The organism is Comamonas sp. HJ-2, from assembly GCF_053615495.1.
This window is the reverse complement of sequence record NZ_JBSIFD010000017.1, coordinates 63,712-82,044: the sequence shown is the minus strand read 5'-3', so window position 1 is coordinate 82,044 and position 18,333 is coordinate 63,712. Positions and strand designations below refer to the sequence as shown.

At 63.2% G+C, this 18,333-nt stretch carries 17 protein-coding genes; 16 read left to right on the top strand and 1 reads right to left on the bottom strand.

Annotation, left to right across the window (positions count from 1 at the left end):
• Nucleotides 1-21 precede the first annotated feature (21 nt).
• The 15 genes from ftsL to ACWGXF_RS15200 all read left to right on the top strand — a co-directional run bounded on the left by ftsL (nt 22) and on the right by ACWGXF_RS15200 (nt 17,610).
• On the top strand, nt 22-303 hold the full coding sequence (gene ftsL / locus ACWGXF_RS15270) for a cell division protein FtsL (protein ID WP_003068998.1): 282 nt from the start codon (nt 22-24) through the stop codon (nt 301-303).
• Nucleotides 300-2,048: a peptidoglycan D,D-transpeptidase FtsI family protein gene (locus ACWGXF_RS15265; RefSeq protein WP_003068995.1), complete on the top strand. Its 1,749-nt coding sequence runs from the start codon at nt 300-302 to the stop codon at nt 2,046-2,048. The genes ftsL and ACWGXF_RS15265 overlap by 4 nt, the downstream gene beginning before the upstream one ends.
• On the top strand, nt 2,045-3,550 hold the full coding sequence (locus ACWGXF_RS15260) for a UDP-N-acetylmuramoyl-L-alanyl-D-glutamate--2,6-diaminopimelate ligase (RefSeq protein ID WP_452102070.1): 1,506 nt from the start codon (nt 2,045-2,047) through the stop codon (nt 3,548-3,550). The genes ACWGXF_RS15265 and ACWGXF_RS15260 overlap by 4 nt, the downstream gene beginning before the upstream one ends.
• Nucleotides 3,547-4,974, top strand: a complete 1,428-nt coding sequence (locus tag ACWGXF_RS15255; protein ID WP_452102069.1) for a UDP-N-acetylmuramoyl-tripeptide--D-alanyl-D-alanine ligase — start codon at nt 3,547-3,549, stop codon at nt 4,972-4,974. The genes ACWGXF_RS15260 and ACWGXF_RS15255 overlap by 4 nt, the downstream gene beginning before the upstream one ends.
• Nucleotides 4,965-6,143 carry a phospho-N-acetylmuramoyl-pentapeptide-transferase gene (gene mraY, locus ACWGXF_RS15250; RefSeq protein ID WP_003068985.1) on the top strand — a complete coding sequence of 393 codons (1,179 nt, stop codon included), beginning with the start codon at nt 4,965-4,967 and terminating at the stop codon, nt 6,141-6,143. The genes ACWGXF_RS15255 and mraY overlap by 10 nt, the downstream gene beginning before the upstream one ends.
• Before the next feature lie 5 nt (nt 6,144-6,148).
• On the top strand, nt 6,149-8,053 hold the full coding sequence (gene murD, locus ACWGXF_RS15245) for a UDP-N-acetylmuramoyl-L-alanine--D-glutamate ligase (RefSeq protein ID WP_256628571.1): 1,905 nt from the start codon (nt 6,149-6,151) through the stop codon (nt 8,051-8,053).
• Entirely contained in the window at nt 8,050-9,321 is a 1,272-nt protein-coding gene (gene ftsW, locus ACWGXF_RS15240; protein WP_012839829.1) for a putative lipid II flippase FtsW, read from the top strand. Before murD ends, ftsW begins: the two co-directional genes overlap by 4 nt.
• The gene (gene murG, locus ACWGXF_RS15235; protein WP_003068977.1) at nt 9,318-10,403 is read left to right on the top strand and encodes an undecaprenyldiphospho-muramoylpentapeptide beta-N-acetylglucosaminyltransferase; all 1,086 of its coding nucleotides are present in this window, start codon (nt 9,318-9,320) and stop codon (nt 10,401-10,403) included. Before ftsW ends, murG begins: the two co-directional genes overlap by 4 nt.
• The gene (gene murC / locus ACWGXF_RS15230) at nt 10,400-11,833 is read left to right on the top strand and encodes a UDP-N-acetylmuramate--L-alanine ligase (protein ID WP_003068975.1); all 1,434 of its coding nucleotides are present in this window, start codon (nt 10,400-10,402) and stop codon (nt 11,831-11,833) included. Before murG ends, murC begins: the two co-directional genes overlap by 4 nt.
• A complete protein-coding gene (locus ACWGXF_RS15225) occupies nt 11,830-12,801 on the top strand; it encodes a D-alanine--D-alanine ligase (protein WP_256628570.1) in 972 nt (323 codons plus the stop codon). Before murC ends, ACWGXF_RS15225 begins: the two co-directional genes overlap by 4 nt.
• Nucleotides 12,798-13,607, top strand: a complete 810-nt coding sequence (locus ACWGXF_RS15220; RefSeq protein ID WP_003068968.1) for a cell division protein FtsQ/DivIB — start codon at nt 12,798-12,800, stop codon at nt 13,605-13,607. The genes ACWGXF_RS15225 and ACWGXF_RS15220 overlap by 4 nt, the downstream gene beginning before the upstream one ends.
• A 72-nt stretch (nt 13,608-13,679) precedes the next feature.
• Nucleotides 13,680-14,909, top strand: a complete 1,230-nt coding sequence (gene ftsA, locus ACWGXF_RS15215; protein ID WP_003051293.1) for a cell division protein FtsA — start codon at nt 13,680-13,682, stop codon at nt 14,907-14,909.
• Between the two features lie 146 nt (nt 14,910-15,055).
• Complete coding sequence (gene ftsZ, locus ACWGXF_RS15210; protein WP_003068965.1) at nt 15,056-16,249, top strand: cell division protein FtsZ; 1,194 nt, start codon at nt 15,056-15,058, stop codon at nt 16,247-16,249.
• 249 nt (nt 16,250-16,498) lie between these two features.
• Nucleotides 16,499-17,422, top strand: a complete 924-nt coding sequence (gene lpxC, locus ACWGXF_RS15205) for a UDP-3-O-acyl-N-acetylglucosamine deacetylase (RefSeq protein WP_003068962.1) — start codon at nt 16,499-16,501, stop codon at nt 17,420-17,422.
• Between the two features lie 11 nt (nt 17,423-17,433).
• On the top strand, nt 17,434-17,610 hold the full coding sequence (locus tag ACWGXF_RS15200; RefSeq protein WP_452102068.1) for a hypothetical protein: 177 nt from the start codon (nt 17,434-17,436) through the stop codon (nt 17,608-17,610).
• 3 nt (nt 17,611-17,613) lie between these two features.
• Here ACWGXF_RS15200 and ACWGXF_RS15195 read toward each other — a convergent pair whose 3' ends face one another.
• Entirely contained in the window at nt 17,614-17,814 is a 201-nt protein-coding gene (locus ACWGXF_RS15195; protein ID WP_256628569.1) for a hypothetical protein, read from the bottom strand.
• Between ACWGXF_RS15195 and ACWGXF_RS15190 the strand changes: the two genes are divergently transcribed.
• Nucleotides 17,813-18,241 (top strand): RcnB family protein, encoded by a 429-nt coding sequence (locus ACWGXF_RS15190; RefSeq protein WP_034377101.1) that lies wholly within the window; start codon nt 17,813-17,815, stop codon nt 18,239-18,241. The two genes, ACWGXF_RS15195 and ACWGXF_RS15190, sit on opposite strands and share 2 nt — an antisense overlap.
• The last annotated feature ends 92 nt before the right edge of the window (nt 18,242-18,333 follow it).

The window sequence follows — 18,333 nt, the reverse complement described above, 5'->3', positions numbered from 1 at the left end:
CATGGCTGCGGGAGGGCTGCCATGCTGCGCATAAACCTGCTGCTGCTGCTGGCGGTCATGACCAGCGCCATCTTTCTGGTGCATACCCAGTATGAGTCGCGTCGCCTGTTCACCGAGCTGGACCGCGCCGAGGCAGAGGCACGTCGGCTGGCGACGGATCAACTGCGCCTGCAGGTGGAAAAGCGTGCCCAGGCCGCTCCTCAGCGCATCGAGACCTTGGCGCGCGAAAAGCTGCAGATGAAGCAGGCTTCTCAGGCCATTACGCAGTACGTGCATGAAACGGCTGCAGGAACTGCGCAATGACACGCAGCGTGCTCTATACCACCAGCCCTTTGCTGGCTTCGAAAACACCGCTGTGGCGCAGCAAGTTCATCGTGGCTGCGCTGGCGCTGGGTTTTGTGGGCCTGGGCGCGCGTGCAGCCTATGTACAGGTCTTCGGCAACGACTTCTTCAAGCGTCAGGGCCTGGTGCGCTTTGCGCGCACTCTGGAGCTGCCGGCCAATCGTGGCCGTTTGCTGGATCGCAATGGCCTGATTCTTGCGTCCAGCGTGCCGGCGGCCAGTATCTGGGCCATTCCCGAGGACGTGGATCTGAAGGACCCTGAGGTCCAGCAAAAGCTCAAGGAAGTGGCGCGCCTCATGGACATGCCGCTGCGCTCCCTGATGGAGAAGCTGGATGTCGAGGACAAGACCTTTGTCTGGGTAAAGCGTCAGCTGGACTGGGATGTGGGCCAGAAGATCGTGGCGCTCAATATCAAGGGCATCTACAACCGCAAGGAATACAAGCGCCAGTATCCCGAAGGGGAGTCTGCGGCGCATATCGTGGGCTTCACCAATGTGGAAGACCATGGTCAGGAAGGCATGGAGCTGGCGTTCGACAAGGAACTAGCCGGCAAGGCTGGCTCGCGTCGTGTGATCAAGGATCGTCTGGGCCGCGTGGTGGAGGGCGTGGGCGATGAAGTGCCGCCGCAGGATGGGCAGGATATTCAGTTGTCCATCGACAGCAAGGTCCAGTACTACGCCTACCAGAAACTCAAGCAGCAGGTCGAGACCTTCAAGGCCAAGGCAGGCAGCGTGGTGGTCATGGATGCGCACACCGGCGAGCTGCTGGCCCTGGCGAACTATCCGAGCTACGACCCGGGGCATCGCAAGAATCTGACGGGCGAGCAGCTGCGCAACCGCGCGCTGACCGATACCTTCGAGCCGGGTTCGACCATGAAACCCATCACAGTGGCCGCAGCCCTGGAGCTCAAGCGTGTCAAGCCAAGCACCATCATCGATACCGCACCCGGCCGCTACACGGTGACGGGCTCCACCATCACCGATACGCACAACTACGGCGCGCTGACGGTGGAGGGCGTGATCCAGAAGTCCAGCAACGTGGGCGCGACCAAGGTGGCGCAAAAGCTCTCACCTCAGGAAATGTGGGAGTACTTCAGTGCGCTGGGCTTCGGCCAGAAGCCGCAGATTCAATTCCCGGGCGCGGTCTCGGGTCGTCTGCGTGCCTGGAAGACCTGGAAGCCTATCGAGCAGGCCACCATGTCCTATGGCTATGGCCTGTCGGCCTCGCTGTTCCAGATGGCACGTTCCTACACCGTGTTCTCCAACGACGGCAATGTCATTCCCTCGACGATTCTGAAAACGAACGAGCCTCCGGTGGGCGTGCGTGTGATCTCCAAGGAAAACGCCGAGGCGGTGCTGCACATGCTGCGTCTTGCTGCAGGCCCAGGCGGTACCGGCCAGAAGGCCCAGGCCGAGGGCTACACCATCGGCGGCAAGTCGGGCACTGCCCGCAAGCAGGTGGGCAAGAGCTATGCCGCTGGCAAGTACCGGGCCTGGTTCACGGGCATTGCTCCCATCGACAAGCCGCGCATCATCGTGGCCGTGATGGTGGACGAGCCGACGGCAGGTTCCTACTACGGTGGCACGGTGGCCGGCCCGGTGTTTGCGGACGTGGTCCAGCAGACATTGCGTTTCATGGGCGTTCAGCCCGACAAGGAAGTCAAGCCTCAGATCGTGGCTGCACCCGCTGAGGAGCCTGTGCTATGAGCACCCCCATTCAAATCCTGAACAATGCAGCCGAGGCCGTTGCCTGGCTGCGCAGTCGCGTGCAGGGTGACCTGCAGACCGATAGCCGCAAGGTCAAGGCCGGCGATGCCTTTGTCGCCTGGCCCGGTGCTGCCACTGATGGCCGAGCCTATGTGGGCAAGGCTCTGGAGCAGGGCGCCGCCGCCGTGCTGGTGGAGGCCGACGGTCTGCAGGTCTTCGATCTGAGCGGCGACAGCATTGCAGCTCTCAAGGGCCTGAAGGCCGCGACGGGACTGATTGCCGACCAATGGTTTGCACATCCCAGTGGCGAGCTCGACGTGCTGGCCGTGACCGGCACCAACGGCAAGACCACCACAGCCTGGTGGCTGGCGCATGCGCTCTCGAAAGTGACGCTGAACACACGCACCGGCTGTGCGCTGGTGGGCACCCTGGGTGTGGGCGTGCCGCCTGCATTGGAGTCGACAGGCATGACCACGCCGGACCCGGTGTTGCTGCAGCGCGCGTTCCGCAGCTACGCCGACCAGGGTCTTGCCGCCTGTGCCATCGAGGCATCGTCCATCGGCATCGTCGAGCACCGTCTGGACGGCAGCAAGATTCGCGTGGCGTTGTTCACCAATTTCACGCAGGACCACCTGGACTACCACGGCAGCATGGATGCCTACTGGCAGGCCAAGGCCCAACTGTTCGACTGGCCCGGCCTGCCGGCCGCCGTGGTCAATATCGACGATGCGCATGGCGCCAGGCTCTGGGCCAGGCTGCAAGGCCGCGCCATGGATGTGTGGAGCGTCTCCATCCAGGGACCGGCTCGCCTGCAGGCCAAGGACATCGGTCTGGGCGACGAGGGTCTGAGCTTTACCGTGCTGGAAGCCGGTCACAGCCTGCGCATGAATACGCGTCTGGTCGGTCAGTACAACGTCTCCAATCTGCTCGGGGTGCTGGCCACCCTGCGCTGCCTGGGCCTGACGCTGGAGCAGGCCGTGCAGGCCTGCGCCGATCTGGAGCCCGTGCCCGGTCGCATGCAGCAGATCGTCAAGCCCGGTCAGCCTCTGGTGGCCGTGGACTATGCCCATACGCCCGATGCGCTGGAAAAAGCCTTGCGCGCGCTGCAGCCCGCCGCGCGGCAGCGCCAGGGCAAGCTGTGGTGCGTGTTCGGCTGCGGCGGCGACCGGGACAACAGCAAGCGTCCGCTGATGGGGCAGGCCGCCCAGGCGCATGCCGACGGCGTTTTCGTCACCAGCGACAACCCGCGCAGTGAAGTGCCCGAAAGCATCATCGACCAGATCCTGGCCGGCATGCAGGCGGGCCAGGCATTGCATGTTCAGGCCGACCGCGCGGCGGCCATTGCCCAAGCCATTGCCCGTGCCGATGCGCGCGACGTGGTGCTGATTGCCGGCAAGGGACATGAGGACTATCAGGAGACGAAGGGCGTGCGCCATCCGTTCTCCGACATGGCTGAGGCGCAGAAGGCGCTCGCAGCCCGCGAAGGAAAGATTCGGTCATGATGACCCTGGCAAAAGCGCTGGAGCTGATCCAGACGCATATCCCCCAAGCCCGTCTGGTCGGCAACGGCCAGCTGGAGCTGACACGCGTGCACACCGATACGCGCACGTTGCAGAACGGGGACTTGTTCGTGGCCCTGAAGGGCGAGCGTTTTGACGCCCATGATTTTCTGCCTCAGGCGCAGGCCGCCGGTGCTGTGGCGGCCATTGCCAGCCATGGGCTGGAGGCTGCAGGCATGGCCGGCATCGAAGTGCCGGATACGCTGCTGGCACTGGGCGCGTTGGCACGAGCATGGCGTGCGCAGTTCGATCTGCCCTTGATTGCCGTGACCGGCAGCAATGGCAAGACCACGGTCACGCAAATGATCGCGTCCATTCTGCGCGCGCATGTGGGCGGGCAGGGCGAGGCAGCACTGGCCACGCGCGGCAATTTCAACAACTCCATAGGCATGCCGCTGAATCTGCTGCGCATGACGGACGCGCATCGCATTGCGGTGCTGGAGATGGGCATGAACCACCCCGGCGAGATTGCCGAGCTGGCTGCCATCGGCCAGCCCACGGTGGCCCTGGTCAACAACGCACAACGTGAACACCAGGAGTTCATGGGCACGGTGGAGGCGGTGGCGCGTGAAAACGGATCGGTGCTGCGCTTTCTGCCCAAGGACGGAGTGGCCATCTTCCCCGCCGGAGATGAGTACACGCCGCTGTGGACCGAACTGAGCGCTGGCCGCCCCAGCCTGATGTTTGGCGAGGCTGCTGATGGGGCTCAGGTTTTTGCCAGCGATGTGGTCTGGGCCAATGGAGTCTGGAGCTTTGCACTGAACACCCCGCAAGGCGTGGCTGCCGTGCAGCTGCATATTGCCGGCCGCCACAACGTGCGCAACGCACTGGCCGCGGCTGCCTGCGCCCATGCTGCCGGTGTGCCTTTGCCTGCCATTGCACAGGGACTCTCCGGCTTCGAGCCTGTGACGGGCCGCTCGCGCGCGCTGGCCGTGCAGATCAAGGGTCAAGGCGTCACGGTGGTCGACGACAGCTATAACGCCAACCCCGACTCGGTTGCCGCCGCCATTGCGGTGCTGGCCGAGCTGCCCGCACCGCAGTTGCTGGTGCTGGGCGACATGGGGGAGGTGGGCGATGACGGCCCGCAGTTCCATGCCGAGGCCGGCGCGCTGGCGCAGCAGGCAGGTATTGCCCATTTCTTTGCTCTGGGTGACCAGAGCGCGTTTGCGGCCTCTGCCTTTGGCTGCGGAGCTAGGCATTTTGATAGCATGTCCGCCCTTGAGCAGGCGGTGTGCGCAGTTTTACCCAAGGTAGGTAGCGTGTTGGTCAAGGGTTCGCGGTTCATGAAGATGGAGCAAGTGGTGCAGAGCATTGAGGCCTGTGCAGACAAGAAGCAGGGCAACTGCGAGGAGGCCGCATGCTGCTGATGCTGGCTCAATGGCTGCAGGGTATCTCGCCGGAGTTCGGCTTTCTGCGCGTCTTCCAGTACCTGACGCTGCGCGCCGTGCTGGCCGCCGTCACCGCCTTGCTGATCGGCCTGTGGATAGGTCCCAAGGCCATCCGCATGCTGACCGCGCTCAAGATCGGCCAGCCCGTGCGCGGCTATGCCATGGAGACCCATCTGGTCAAGAGCGGCACGCCGACCATGGGCGGCGTGCTGATTCTGTTCTCGATTGCCGTATCCACCTTGCTGTGGTTTGACCTGTCCAACCGCTTTGTCTGGATCGTGCTGCTGGTCACGCTGGGCTTTGGCGCGATTGGCTGGGTGGACGACTGGCGCAAGGTCGTCAACAAGGACCCCGAGGGCATGCGCTCGGGCGAGAAGTATTTCTGGCAGTCCGTCATCGGTCTGCTGGCCGCCCTTTACCTGGTGTTCTGCATCTCCGAGAACAGCAATGCCGAGGTCTTCGCGCTGTTCGTCTCCTGGGTACAGTCGGGCTTTTCCATGGACCTGCCGCCCAAGGCCGGCCTGATGGTGCCCTTCTTCAAGGAAGTCAGCTATCCGCTGGGCGTGCTGGGCTTCATCGTCATGACCTATCTGGTCATCGTGGGCGCCAGCAATGCCGTGAACCTGACCGACGGCCTCGATGGCCTGGCCATCATGCCCGTCATCATGGTCGGCACGGCCCTGGGCATCTTCGCCTATGTGACCGGCAACGCCACCTATGCGCGCTACCTGCTGTTCCCCAGCATCCCCGGTACGGGCGAGCTGATGGTGTTCTGCGGCGCCATGGCGGGTGCCGGTCTGGCCTTTCTCTGGTTCAACGCACATCCCGCCCAGGTCTTCATGGGCGACGTGGGCGCGCTGGCTCTGGGCGCTGCTCTGGGAACGATTGCCGTGATCGTGCGCCAGGAAATCGTGCTGGCCGTGATGGGCGGCATCTTTGTGGCGGAAGCCATCTCGGTGATGCTGCAGGTGACTTACTTCAAGTACACCAAGAAGCGCTATGGCGAGGGCCGCCGTCTGCTGAAGATGGCACCGCTGCACCATCACTTCGAGAAGAGTGGCTGGAAGGAGACCCAGGTCGTGATCCGCTTCTGGATCATCACCATGCTGCTGTGCCTGCTGGGCCTGTCCACCCTGAAGCTGAGGTAGTCGCCATGCAAGACGAAGACCTCAAGCTCGATGATCAGGTTCTGCAGCCGGATGCGGTTGTGGATGCTATGCAAACGCAAGCGCCTATCGCTGATATGCAAAGCATTTCAGATGAAAATATGTCTGAAATGATTCAGGAGCAAGCGCCAGAAGCTCCTGAAATGCAAGCGCCTGCCATCATCGCCAAGACGCTGGACGCCGAGCCGGTGCCCGATATCTCCACCTTGACGGCAGCCAGGGACGCGGCCGCCTTCGTGGCACAGATTTTTGCCGACCCCAGCATCTCCGATGCGGCCGATGCCGAAGTGACCGAGGTCGAGTCGCAGCCCGAAGCCGAGCTGGAAGCAGTGGTGGAGCTGCCACCTGTCCCCGTGCACTGGCCGCAAGGCGCGGCCCAGCACCTGCAGGGCCAGCGCGTGCTGATTCTGGGTCTGGGCATCTCGGGCATCGCCATGGCACGCTGGTGCGTGCGTGCCGGTGCCGAGGTCACGGTGGCCGACACGCGCGAAGCCCCCCCCTATCTGCCTGCGCTGCAGGCCGAACTGCCCGGCGTGCGCTTTGTTGCCGGCGCATTCACGGCTGCTCTGGTCGATGGCCAGAGCCTGAGTTCCGTCTATCGTTCGCCGGGCCTGAGCCCGGCCAGCGTTGCCCCGGTCTTCGATGCCGCGCGCAGCATCGGCCTGCCCACGGGCGGCGAACTGGATCTGTTTGCCTTTGCGCTCAAGGGCCTGCGCGAAGCCCATGGCTATGCGCCCAAGGTGCTGGGCATCACCGGCACCAACGGCAAGACCACGGTCACCTCGCTGACCGGTCAGCTGCTGGAGCATGGCGGATTGAGCGTGGGCGTGGCCGGCAATATCGGTCCTTCGCTGCTCGACACCCTGTCTGCTCGCATCGATGCCGAGACTCTGCCTCAGGCCTGGGTGCTGGAGCTGTCCAGCTTTCAGCTCGACGACTGCCGCGGATTCGAGCCCACGGCGGCCACGGTGCTCAATATCACCCAGGACCATCTGGACTGGCATGGTGGCATGCAGGCCTATGCCGATGCCAAGGCCCATGTCTTTGGCGAGCAGGCTCTGATGGTCCTCAATCGCGAAGACCCCGTCGTCATGGCCATGCTGCCAGCGCCCGTGGCGGTGCCCGGCAAGCGCGGCAAGACTTTCCAGCGTGCCCATGTCAGCTTTGGCGGCGACATGCCGCGCCGCCCCGGAGACTTCGGTCTGGAGGTGGTCAACGGCATGACCTGGCTGGTGCGCGCCCATGAGGCCGACGAAACCAGCAAGGGCAAGAACGCCGACGATCTGCACATCGTGCGCCTGATGCCCGCCGATGCGCTGCGCATACGCGGCCGCCACAACGCCATCAATGCACTGTCGGCCCTGGCGCTGGCGACCGGTGCGGGATGCACGCTGGCACCGCTGCTCTACGGCCTGCGCGAATACCGGGGCGAGCCGCACCGTGTGCAGCCCGTGGGCCGGGTGGGCGATGTCGAATACTTTGACGACAGCAAGGGCACGAATGTGGGCGCCACCGTGGCGGCCCTCATGGGCCTGGGGCCGGACCACCGCATCGTGGTGATTCTGGGCGGTCTGGGCAAGGGCCAGGACTTTACGCCGCTGGCCGCTCCCGTCTCGCGCTATGTGCGCGCGGCCGTGCTGATCGGCCAGGATGCGCCGTTGATTCGCGAGGCGCTTGGCGACACCGGCGTGACCCTGGTCGATGCTGCAAGCATGCAGGATGCCGTGCAGCAGGCCGCGCGTCTGGCTCATACCAATGATGCGGTGCTGCTCTCGCCGGCCTGCGCGAGCATGGACATGTTCAAGGACTATGCGGACCGCGCCCACCAGTTTGTGGAAGCGGTGCGTGAGCTGGCGCTTGAAGCCGGCCAGCAACTGGAGGACGGCGCATGACAGCCGCCTTCCTGACCAGCCTCTCCGGCCGCATGCGCTCGTGGTTCCGCAGCGCAGAGGAAAGGCCCATCGACGTGCTGCCCGTGCGCGTAGGCGGGCCGCTGTACGACCGTCCCACCCGTACTCCGGCAAGCGTACTGGGGCTGGATCAGGCATTGATCTGGGTCGTCATCGCCTTGCTGTCCTGGAGTCTGGTCATGGTGTATTCGGCATCGATTGCGATGCCGGACAACCCGCGCTTCGGCAAGATCGAGCCCTATCACTTTCTGCTGCGCCACACCATGTCGATAGGCATGGCCTTTGTGGCCGCGCTGCTGGCCTTCCAGGTGCCCATGAATGTCTGGGAGAAGGTGGCGCGCAAGCTGTTTCTGATCTCCATTGTGTTGCTGGTGGCGGTGCTGATCCCGCATGTGGGCACGGTGGTCAACGGCGCGCGGCGCTGGCTGTCGCTGGGCATCATGAACTTCCAGCCTTCCGAGTTGGCCAAGTTCTCCATCCTGATCTACGCGGCCGATTACATGGTGCGAAAGATGGAGGTCAAGGAGCGCTTCTTCCGCGCCGTGCTGCCCATGGGCTTGGCTGTGGTCGTGGTGGGCGTGCTGCTGCTGGCCGAGCCAGACATGGGGGCCTTCATGGTGATCGTCGTGATCTCCATGGGCATTCTGTTCCTGGGCGGCGTGAATGCGCGCATGTTCTTCATCATCGCACTGCTGGTGGTGCTGGCCTTCGGCATGATCATCGCCACCTCGGAGTGGCGCCGCGAACGTATTTTTGCCTACCTCGATCCCTGGGATGAGAAGCATGCGCTGGGCAAGGGCTACCAGCTCTCGCATGCGCTGATTGCCATCGGGCGAGGCGAGATCTTTGGCGTGGGCCTGGGCCGCAGCGTGGAAAAGCTGCACTGGCTGCCCGAAGCGCATACCGACTTCCTGCTGGCTGTGATCGGCGAAGAATTTGGTCTGGTCGGCCTGCTGCTGATTGCTGCCGTCTTCTTCTGGCTGACCCGCCGCATCATGCTGATCGGCCGTCAGGCCATCGCGCTGGACCGTGTCTTTGCCGGGCTGGTGGCCGAGGGCGTGGCGATCTGGATGGGCTTCCAGGCCTTTATCAACATGGGTGTGAATTTGGGCGCCCTGCCAACCAAAGGCCTGACTCTGCCGTTAATGAGTTTTGGCGGTTCGGCCATTTTGATGAATTTGATTGCGATAGCTGTGGTGCTCAGAGTCGATTACGAAAACAAGCTGCTGATGAAGGGGGGCCACGCATGAGCCTGCTCATCAAGCCAAACAAGCCACGCACGGCACTGGTGATGGCCGGTGGTACCGGCGGTCATATCTTCCCCGGTCTGGCCGTGGCACAGGAGCTGCGTGCGCGCGGCTGGAATGTGCACTGGCTGGGAGCGCCCGGCTCCATGGAGTCGCGCATCGTGCCGCCCCAGGGCTTTGCACTGGAGCTGATCGAATTTGGCGGCGTGCGCGGCAAGGGGCTCAAGACCCTGGTGCAACTGCCGTTCAGGCTGGCGAAGGCCTTCTCGCAGGCGCGTGCCGTGATGAAGCGCGTGCAGCCCGATGTGGTCATCGGCCTGGGCGGGTACCTCACCGTGCCCGGTGGCCTGATGGCTGCGGCGTCGGGCGTGCCCGTGGTGCTGCACGAACAGAACTCCGTGGCCGGCATGGCCAACAAGGTCGTGGCCAAGGTTGCCAAGCGAGTGTTCACTGCTTTCCCCAAGGTATTTGCCAAGGGCGAATGGGTGGGCAATCCGCTGCGCCAAGCGTTTCTGGAGCAGGCCGAGCCCGCCCAGCGCTTTGCCGGCCGCAGCGGCCCGCTCAAGCTGCTGGTGGTGGGCGGCAGTCTGGGAGCCAGGGCGCTCAATGAGATCGTGCCCCAGGCTCTGGCCCTGATGCCTGCCGATCAGCGCCCCGTGGTGCTGCACCAGAGCGGTACGGCCCAGATCGATGCGTTGCGTGCCAACTATCAGGCTGCAGGCGTACAGGCCGAGCTGACTCCCTTCATCGATGACACGGCCAAGGCTTTTGCGGATGCCGATCTCGTCGTCTGCCGTGCCGGTGCCAGCACCGTGACCGAGATCGCCGCTGTAGGGGCGGCAGCGGTCTATGTGCCCTTCCCTGCCGCGGTGGATGACCACCAGACCAGCAATGCCCGCTTCCTCGTGGATGCTGGTGGCGGTTGGTTACAGCCGCAAAGTACTTTGAGCGCCCAAGGGTTGGCGGAAATGCTACAAAATATGCAGCGTGCGACGCTGTTGGAGCGCGCTGAACTCGCGAAGAAAATGCAAAAGACTGATGCCACCGCGAAGGTGGTCGCCGCTTGTGAGGAGTTGGCAGCATGAAACACGCCATTCATCACATTCACTTTGTCGGTATTGGCGGCGCCGGCATGAGCGGTATTGCAGAGGTTCTGCACAACCTGGGTTACGCCATTTCAGGCTCGGATCTGGCCGACAGCGCCACGCTGCGCCGCCTGGCGGGCCTGGGCATCAAGACCTTTGTCGGTCATGCGGCCGAGAACGTCGACGGCAGCGATGCCGTGGTGACATCCACGGCCGTGCAGGGCGACAACCCCGAGGTCCTGGCTGCGCGCGAGAAAAAGATTCCTGTGGTTCCCCGTGCGCTGATGCTCGCCGAGCTGATGCGTTTCAAGCAGGGCATCGCCATTGCCGGGGCGCATGGCAAGACCACCACCACCAGCTTGGTGACCAGTGTGCTGGCCGAAGCCGGTCTGGACCCCACCTTCGTGATCGGCGGCAAGCTCAACAGCGCCGGTGCGAATGCCAAGCTGGGCCAGGGCGACTACATCGTGGTCGAGGCCGACGAGTCCGATGCCTCCTTCCTGAATCTGCTGCCTGTGATGGCCGTCGTCACCAATATCGACGCCGATCACATGGAAACCTACGGCCATGACTTCGGCCGCCTCAAGCAGGCCTTTGTCGATTTCCTGCATCGCATGCCGTTTTACGGGCGCGCCATTCTTTGCGTCGACAGCCCTGCCGTGCGCGAGATCCTGCCCAAGCTGGCGCGTCCGGTCACGACCTACGGCTTTGCCGAAGATGCCCAGGTGCGCGCCGTGAACGTGCGTGCCGAAGCCGGTCGCATGCGCTTTACCGTGCGCCGCCAGAACGGCCAGAGCTACCCCGATCTGGAGGTTGTGCTGAGTCTGCCCGGCGAGCACAACGTGCTCAACGCCCTGTCTGCCGTGGCGGTGGCCATGGAACTCGAGATTTCCGACGAGGCGCTGCTGCGCGCCTTGGAAGGCTTCAAGGGCGTGGGACGGCGTTTCCAGCGCTATGGCGAACTGCCGGCTGCCAATGGCGGCACTTTCACCGTCATCGACGACTACGGTCATCACCCCGTGGAAATGGCAGCCACGCTGGCTGCGGCACGCGGTGCCTTCCCGGGGCAGCGCCTGGTGCTGGCCTTCCAGCCACACCGCTACAGCCGCACACGCGACTGTTTCGAGGACTTTGTGAAGGTCATCGGCAGCGCCGACTCGGTGCTGCTGGCCGAGGTCTATGCCGCGGGCGAGGCACCCATCGTGGCTGCCGACGGTCGATCCCTGGCTCGCGCCTTGCGTGTGGCCGGCAAGGTCGAGCCTGTATTTGTGGAAAACATTGCCGATATGCCGGCAGCCATCGCTGCCAATGCGCAAGCGGGCGATGTATTGCTGTGCATGGGGGCCGGATCGATTGGCGCCGTGCCTGGGAAATTGGTTGAAATGCTTCAGAAACAAGAGCTGGCTGCGCCCGCAGGGAGCGCGCAATGAGCATGTTTGGTACAAATATCGACGTGAAGGCACTGGGCAAGGTCGCCGTGCTCATGGGCGGTCGCTCGTCCGAGCGCGAGGTCTCGCTGATGTCCGGCGCTGGTGTGCTGGCCGCACTGCAGTCCAAGGGTGTCGATGCCCACAAGTTCGACCCTGCCGAACAGGGGCTGGAGCAGCTCAAGGTGCAAGGCTTTGACCGCTGCTTCATCGCGCTGCATGGCCGCTACGGTGAGGACGGTACGGTGCAGGGTGCACTGGAGTTGCTGGATATTCCCTATACGGGTTCGGGCGTGATGGCTTCCAGCATCGCCATGGACAAGATCATGACCAAGCGCATCTGGCGCTTTGAAGGACTGCCCACGCCGGACTGGCGCATGGTCGCCTCGGCCGCTGAAACCCGCGCCGCACTGGAAGCCCTGGGCGCTCCCATGATCGTCAAGCCCGCACGCGACGGCTCCAGCATCGGCCTGACCAAGGTGATGAATGCCGACGAATGCGCCAAGGCCTACGAGCTGGCGGCCCAGTACGACGCAGAAGTGCTGTGCGAGCAGTTCATTGCCGGTGACGAGACCACCTGCCCCGTGCTGGGCACGGGTGCCCAGGCCGGTGCGCTGCCGGTGATCCGAATCGTTGCGCCCGAAGGCAACTACGACTACCAGAACAAGTACTTCACAGATACCACGCAGTACCACTGCCCTAGCGGCCTGCCGGCTGCCGAGGAGACCGAGATCCAGCGCATTGTGGAAAAAGCCTTCCGTACGCTGGGCTGCCGTGGCTGGGCGCGTGCCGACATCATGATTCGCGCCAGCGACCGCAAGCCTTTCTTGCTGGAGATCAATACCTCTCCAGGCATGACGGGGCATTCTCTCGTCCCCATGGCTGCGCGCGCTTCCGGCGTGAGCTACGAAAACCTGTGCCTTGGCATCCTGGCCATGAGCACGCTGGATGGAGAAGCGGAGCAGCCATGAACCGCAACCAGCCCACAGCCGTCGTCCCGTTCGACGTCAAGCTCATGAACATCACTGCCACGGTGATGTTCATGGGCTGCTTGACGGCGTGCGTGATGGCCGTGGGGTGGTGGTTGATGCGAACTCCGGCCTTCAATATCGGTCGCATCGTGGTGGAAGGCGAGCTGGTGCATAACAACGCCGTGACGCTGCGCGCCAATGTGGCGCCAGTGCTCAAAGGCAACTTCTTCACGGTGGACCTGAAGGCGGCTCAGCACGCATTCGAGCAAGTGCCCTGGGTGCAGGAGGCGCAGGTGCGCCGCGAATATCCGAACGGCTTGCGCGTGGCGCTCAAGGAGCATGTGGCCGAAGCCTTCTGGGGGGCTGAGACCGGTACCGGTCTGGTCAACAAGGCCGGTGAAGTGTTTGAAGCCAATCTGGGCGAACTGGACCGCGAAGGTCTGCCGCGTCTGCAAGGCCCCGAGGGATCGGCACCGCGTGTTCTGCAGATGTATCGAGCGCTGGAGCCGGCCTTGAAGCCACTCGATGTGGCGCTGGACAGCCTGACTCTGGATGCGCGTGGCAGTTGGACGCTGGTGCTGGACAACGATGCGCTGCTGGAACTGGGCGGCGGCACGACCGAAGACATATTGCAGCGCGTGCAGCGCTTTGTGCGCACGCTGCCTCAGATCACCTCTCAATACAAGCGCTCGGCTGCAGCACTGGAGTCTGCAGACCTGCGTTACGAAGACGGCTATGCCTTGCGACTCAAGGGCGTGACCACTGGAACCTCCGCGCCGGCAACTGCTGCCAGGGCCAGACGATAAGCGGGAGCAGGGGAACAGACATGCAAGGCGCACACAAAGACAAGACAGAACCTACCGGGGGCGGAAGCTGATATGGCAAGAGAATACAAGGATGTGATTGTTGGGCTGGATATCGGCACGGCCAAGGTCATGGCGGTGGTGGCCGAGGTCATGTCCAATGGCGAGCTCAAGCTGGCGGGCCTGGGCGTCGCCCCCAGCAACGGCTTGAAGCGCGGCGTGGTCGTGAATATCGATGCGACCGTGCAAAGCATCCAGCAGGCGCTCAAAGAGGCCGAGCTGATGGCGGATTGCAAGATCCAGCGAGTGTGTACCGGCATTACCGGTAGCCATATCCGCGGTCTGAATTCCAGCGGCATGGTGGCCATCAAGGACAAGGAAGTCTCGTCCACCGATATGGCCCGCGTGATGGAAACCGCCAAGGCCATCAATATCTCGTCCGACCAGCGCCTGCTGCTGGTCGAGGCGCAGGAGTTCGTCATCGACGGCCACGAGGTGCGCGAGCCCATCGGCATGAGCGGAATTCGCCTTGAAGCCAAGATCCATATCGTGACCGGTGCCCAGAGCGCGGCCGAGAACATCATCAAATGCGTGCGCCGCTGCGGCCTGGAAGTCGAGCAGCTGCTGCTCAATCCGCTGGCGTCGGCCCAGGCCGTGCTGACCGATGACGAGCGCGAGCTGGGCGTGGCCGTGGTGGATATCGGCGCGGGAGCGACCGATGTGGCCATCTTCACCGGCGGTGCGATTCGCCACACGGCCGTGATCCCGATTGCCGGTGACCTGATCACCAGCGACATCGCCATGGCCCTGCGTACCCCCACCAAGGATGCCGAGGACATCAAGGTCGAGAGTGGCTATGCCAAGCAGTTGCTGGCCGATCCCGATGCCCAGGTCGAAGTGCCGGGCCTGGGCGACCGCAGCCCGCGCATGATCAGCAAGCAGGCCCTGGCCGGCGTGATCGAGCCCCGCGTGGAAGAGATCTTCTCGCTGGTGCAGCAGGTCATCCGCGAATCGGGCTACGAAGAAGTGCTGTCCTCGGGCATCGTGCTCACGGGCGGCAGCGCCGTCATGCCCGGGATGATCGAGCTGGGCGAAGACATCTTTCTCAAGCCCGTGCGCCGCGGGCTTCCCAAATATTCCGGTGCGCTGGCCGACATGGTCGCCCAGCCCCGTGCCGCCACGGTGATGGGCCTGCTCGATGAAGCACGTCTGGCACGTCTGCGTGGCTACAAGGTGGCCCAGAAGAGCGGTTCCATGAAGACCGCTTTCGGCCGGTTCAAAGACTTCATCGTGGGGAACTTCTGATATGAGCACTTATCGCATGTTCATCACCGGACCACCACAGATGGATTTTTCGCGGTATCGACGACGAAGACCGCGAAGACCTCAAGAGTTCGAAATTTCTTTTCCACAGCAGCGACAAACCACCACTAGAGAACAGGAGCACCACCATGCCTATCGACATGATTGAAACCGAAGAATTCAACCAAGGCACGCAGATCAAGGTGATCGGCGTCGGCGGTGGCGGCGGCAACGCCGTCGACCACATGATTGAACGCAGCGTTCAAGGCGTCGAATTCATTACGGCCAATACCGATGCTCAAGCTCTGTTGCGCAGCCGCGCTCACCGCACCATCCACCTGGGTGGCAGCGGCCTGGGTGCCGGCAGCAAGCCCGACAAGGGCCGCGACGCTGCGGAAGCTGCTGTGGAAGATATTCGCGCTGCCATCGAAGGCGCGCACATGCTCTTCATTACGGCAGGCATGGGTGGTGGTACGGGTACCGGTGCATCGCCTGTGATCGCACGAGTGGCCAAGGAAATGGGCATTCTGACGGTGGGTGTGGTGACCAAGCCTTTCGAGTGGGAAGGCGGCCGCCGCATGCAGAACGCTGACGCCGGCCTGGCCGAGCTGGAGGCGAATGTGGACTCGCTGATCGTTGTGCTCAACGAAAAGCTGCTCGATGTGCTGGGCGACGATATCTCCCAGGACGAGGCTTTTGCTCATGCCAACGACGTTCTGAAGAACGCCGTGGGCGGCATTGCCGAAATCATCAACGAGTACGGCCATGTGAACGTCGACTTCGAAGACGTGCGCACCGTGATGGGCGAGCCCGGCAAGGCCATGATGGGCACGGCCAAGGCCGCCGGTCCCGATCGTGCCCGTATCGCTGCCGAGCAGGCCGTGGCCTGCCCGCTGCTGGAAGGCATCGATCTGTCCGGCGCCAAGGGCGTGCTGGTGCTGGTGACTGCAGCCAAGGGGAGCCTCAAGCTGTCCGAGTCGCGTCTGGCCATGTCCACCATCAATGCCTATGCGTCTCCCGATGCCCACGTGATCTACGGCGCTGCCTACGATGACTCGCTGGGCGACGAAATCCGCGTGACCGTGGTGGCCACCGGCCTGTCGCGTCCCAATGTGCGTCGCCAGAACATCCAGGTGGTGCAGGGCGGTCTGCGTACCGGTACCGACAACGTGGCAGTGGGTCTGCCTCCCCTGGGCGGCATGGACTACGGCACGGCCAACACCAATGTGCCAAGCGTCTGGCGCACCAACCGCACCCAGGCTTCGGAGCGCGTGAGCGCGCTGGCGTCTGGCGGCATGGACGATGTGGAGATCCCGGCGTTTCTGCGCAAGCAGGCTGATTAAGCTCCCCCCTGAGCGGCTTTGCCGCTTCCCCCTCTCTGGCGCTTTGCGCCGGAGGGGGACGACACCCTCGGTGCGGGGCGGTCCTTCCTCGGTGTCTCTGCCTCCGAGTGCGCCAGCGCTTGAGAGTCAGCCGCAAAGGCCTTTGGTTCGTTAAGGACTGATGGCCCATCAGTTCGCTGTATCGCAGCGATTAAGACAACCCTGAGTCGGCGTAAGCCGGCTCGGGGTTGTCCCATTTAAAATACCAGCATGCTTCAGCAACGTACCATCAAGACCATTTCCCGTGCCGTAGGCGTGGGCCTGCACAGCGGCCAGCGTGTCGAGTTGACGCTGCGCCCTGCCCAGCCTGATACCGGCATCGTGTTCCGTCGCGTGGACTTGCCTGAGCCTGTGGATATCCCCATTTCCGCCGAGGCAGTGACCGATACGCGCATGGCTTCCACCATCGGCAGCGGCGGCGCCAAGGTGCATACGGTAGAGCACCTGATGTCGGCCATCGCCGGTCTGGGAATCGACAACCTCTACGTGGACATCACTGCCGAAGAAGTGCCGATTCTCGATGGCTCCTCGTCATCGTTCGTGTTTCTGCTGCAAAGCGCCGGAATCGAGTTGCAGAAAGCGCCCAAGCGCTTCATCCGCATCAAGAGCCCGATCGAGGTGCGCGAAGGCGAAGGCCAGAACCTCAAGTGGGCGCGCTTCGATCCCTACCATGGCTTCAAGCTGCGCTTCGAGATCGACTTCGCTCACCCAGCCGTGGACTCCACGGGGCAGTGCGTGGAGTTCGACATGGGTCTGGACAACTACACACGCGACATCGCCCGCGCCCGCACCTTCGGCTTCACCAAGGATGTGGAAATGCTGCGCAACAACGGCCTGGCACTGGGCGGGGGGCTGGACAACGCCATCGTCATGGACGACTACAAGGTCCTGAACAGCGACGGCCTGCGCTATGACGACGAGTTTGCCAAGCACAAGATCCTTGACGCGATCGGCGATCTGTATCTGATCGGCAAGCCCATTCTCGGTGCCTACAGCGCCTTTCGCTCGGGTCACGGCCTCAACAACAAGCTGCTGCGCGCAATGATCGAGCAGCCCGAGACCTGGGAGCTCGTGACCTTCGAGAGCGAGCGCCAGGCTCCCCAGGGCTTTGCCATGCCCGCTCAGGCCTGGTGAGCGAGACCTCCATGCTGATCTTTCGCTGGCTGGCCACCTTGCTGATTCTGGCTTCGGCATTGAGCTTCGCCTTCTATCTGGGAACCGGCAAGGCGCACTACAAGCGCCTGGGCTTTTTGCTGTTCAAGTGGTCGGTGATTGCCGGTCTGGCCTTTTTTGCCGTGATGTTTGTCGGACGCATCATCTGAGAACTAATGAATATTGATAGCGGCTTGCCAAATCAGGCTCGGCGTTTCATAGGTTTCTGCTCTGTAAACAGCGCGCAAAAAGTGGTAAATCGGCAGTTGCTCACTTCTTGCAGCGCCGAAATTGGGTAAAGATGGATCTGCTGCGGCCGCCATGACCGGCCGCACACCTTGTTGACCGAAACAATTCGACAAAGGAGTACCCATGTCCCGTTTGACTACCCGCATTCTTTCTGCCTCCATTGCCGCCTGCCTGGGTCTGGGCAGTCTGGCCGTCCAGGCGCAGCCCGGCCCGCCGCCCGGCCGCGGCAATGGACATGGAGCGCAGGACATGCGCCATGGCGGTCGCCATGATGATCGTGGTCGGCATGAGCAGCGCCATGACAGGCGCGACGACCGACGTGCCGATCATCACGACAATGGTCGCCGTGGCGGTGGTCCCGACCATAACTGGTACAAGGGCAGTCGCGTGCCGCCGCAATACCGCAGCCAGCACTATGTGGTGAATGACTGGCGCGGCCACCATCTGTCGGCGCCGCCGCGTGGCTATCACTGGATTCAGAACGGCGGCGACTATCTGCTGGTCGCCATTGCCACAGGCGTGATCGCCTCCATGGTGCTGAGCGCCTATTAAGCAAATCACACCATCAAAAAAGCCGTGGCATGTCACGGCTTTTTTTGTATCGGGCAGAGCTTTGAAGCAGTGTGTGCTTGTGAGGAAAAGCC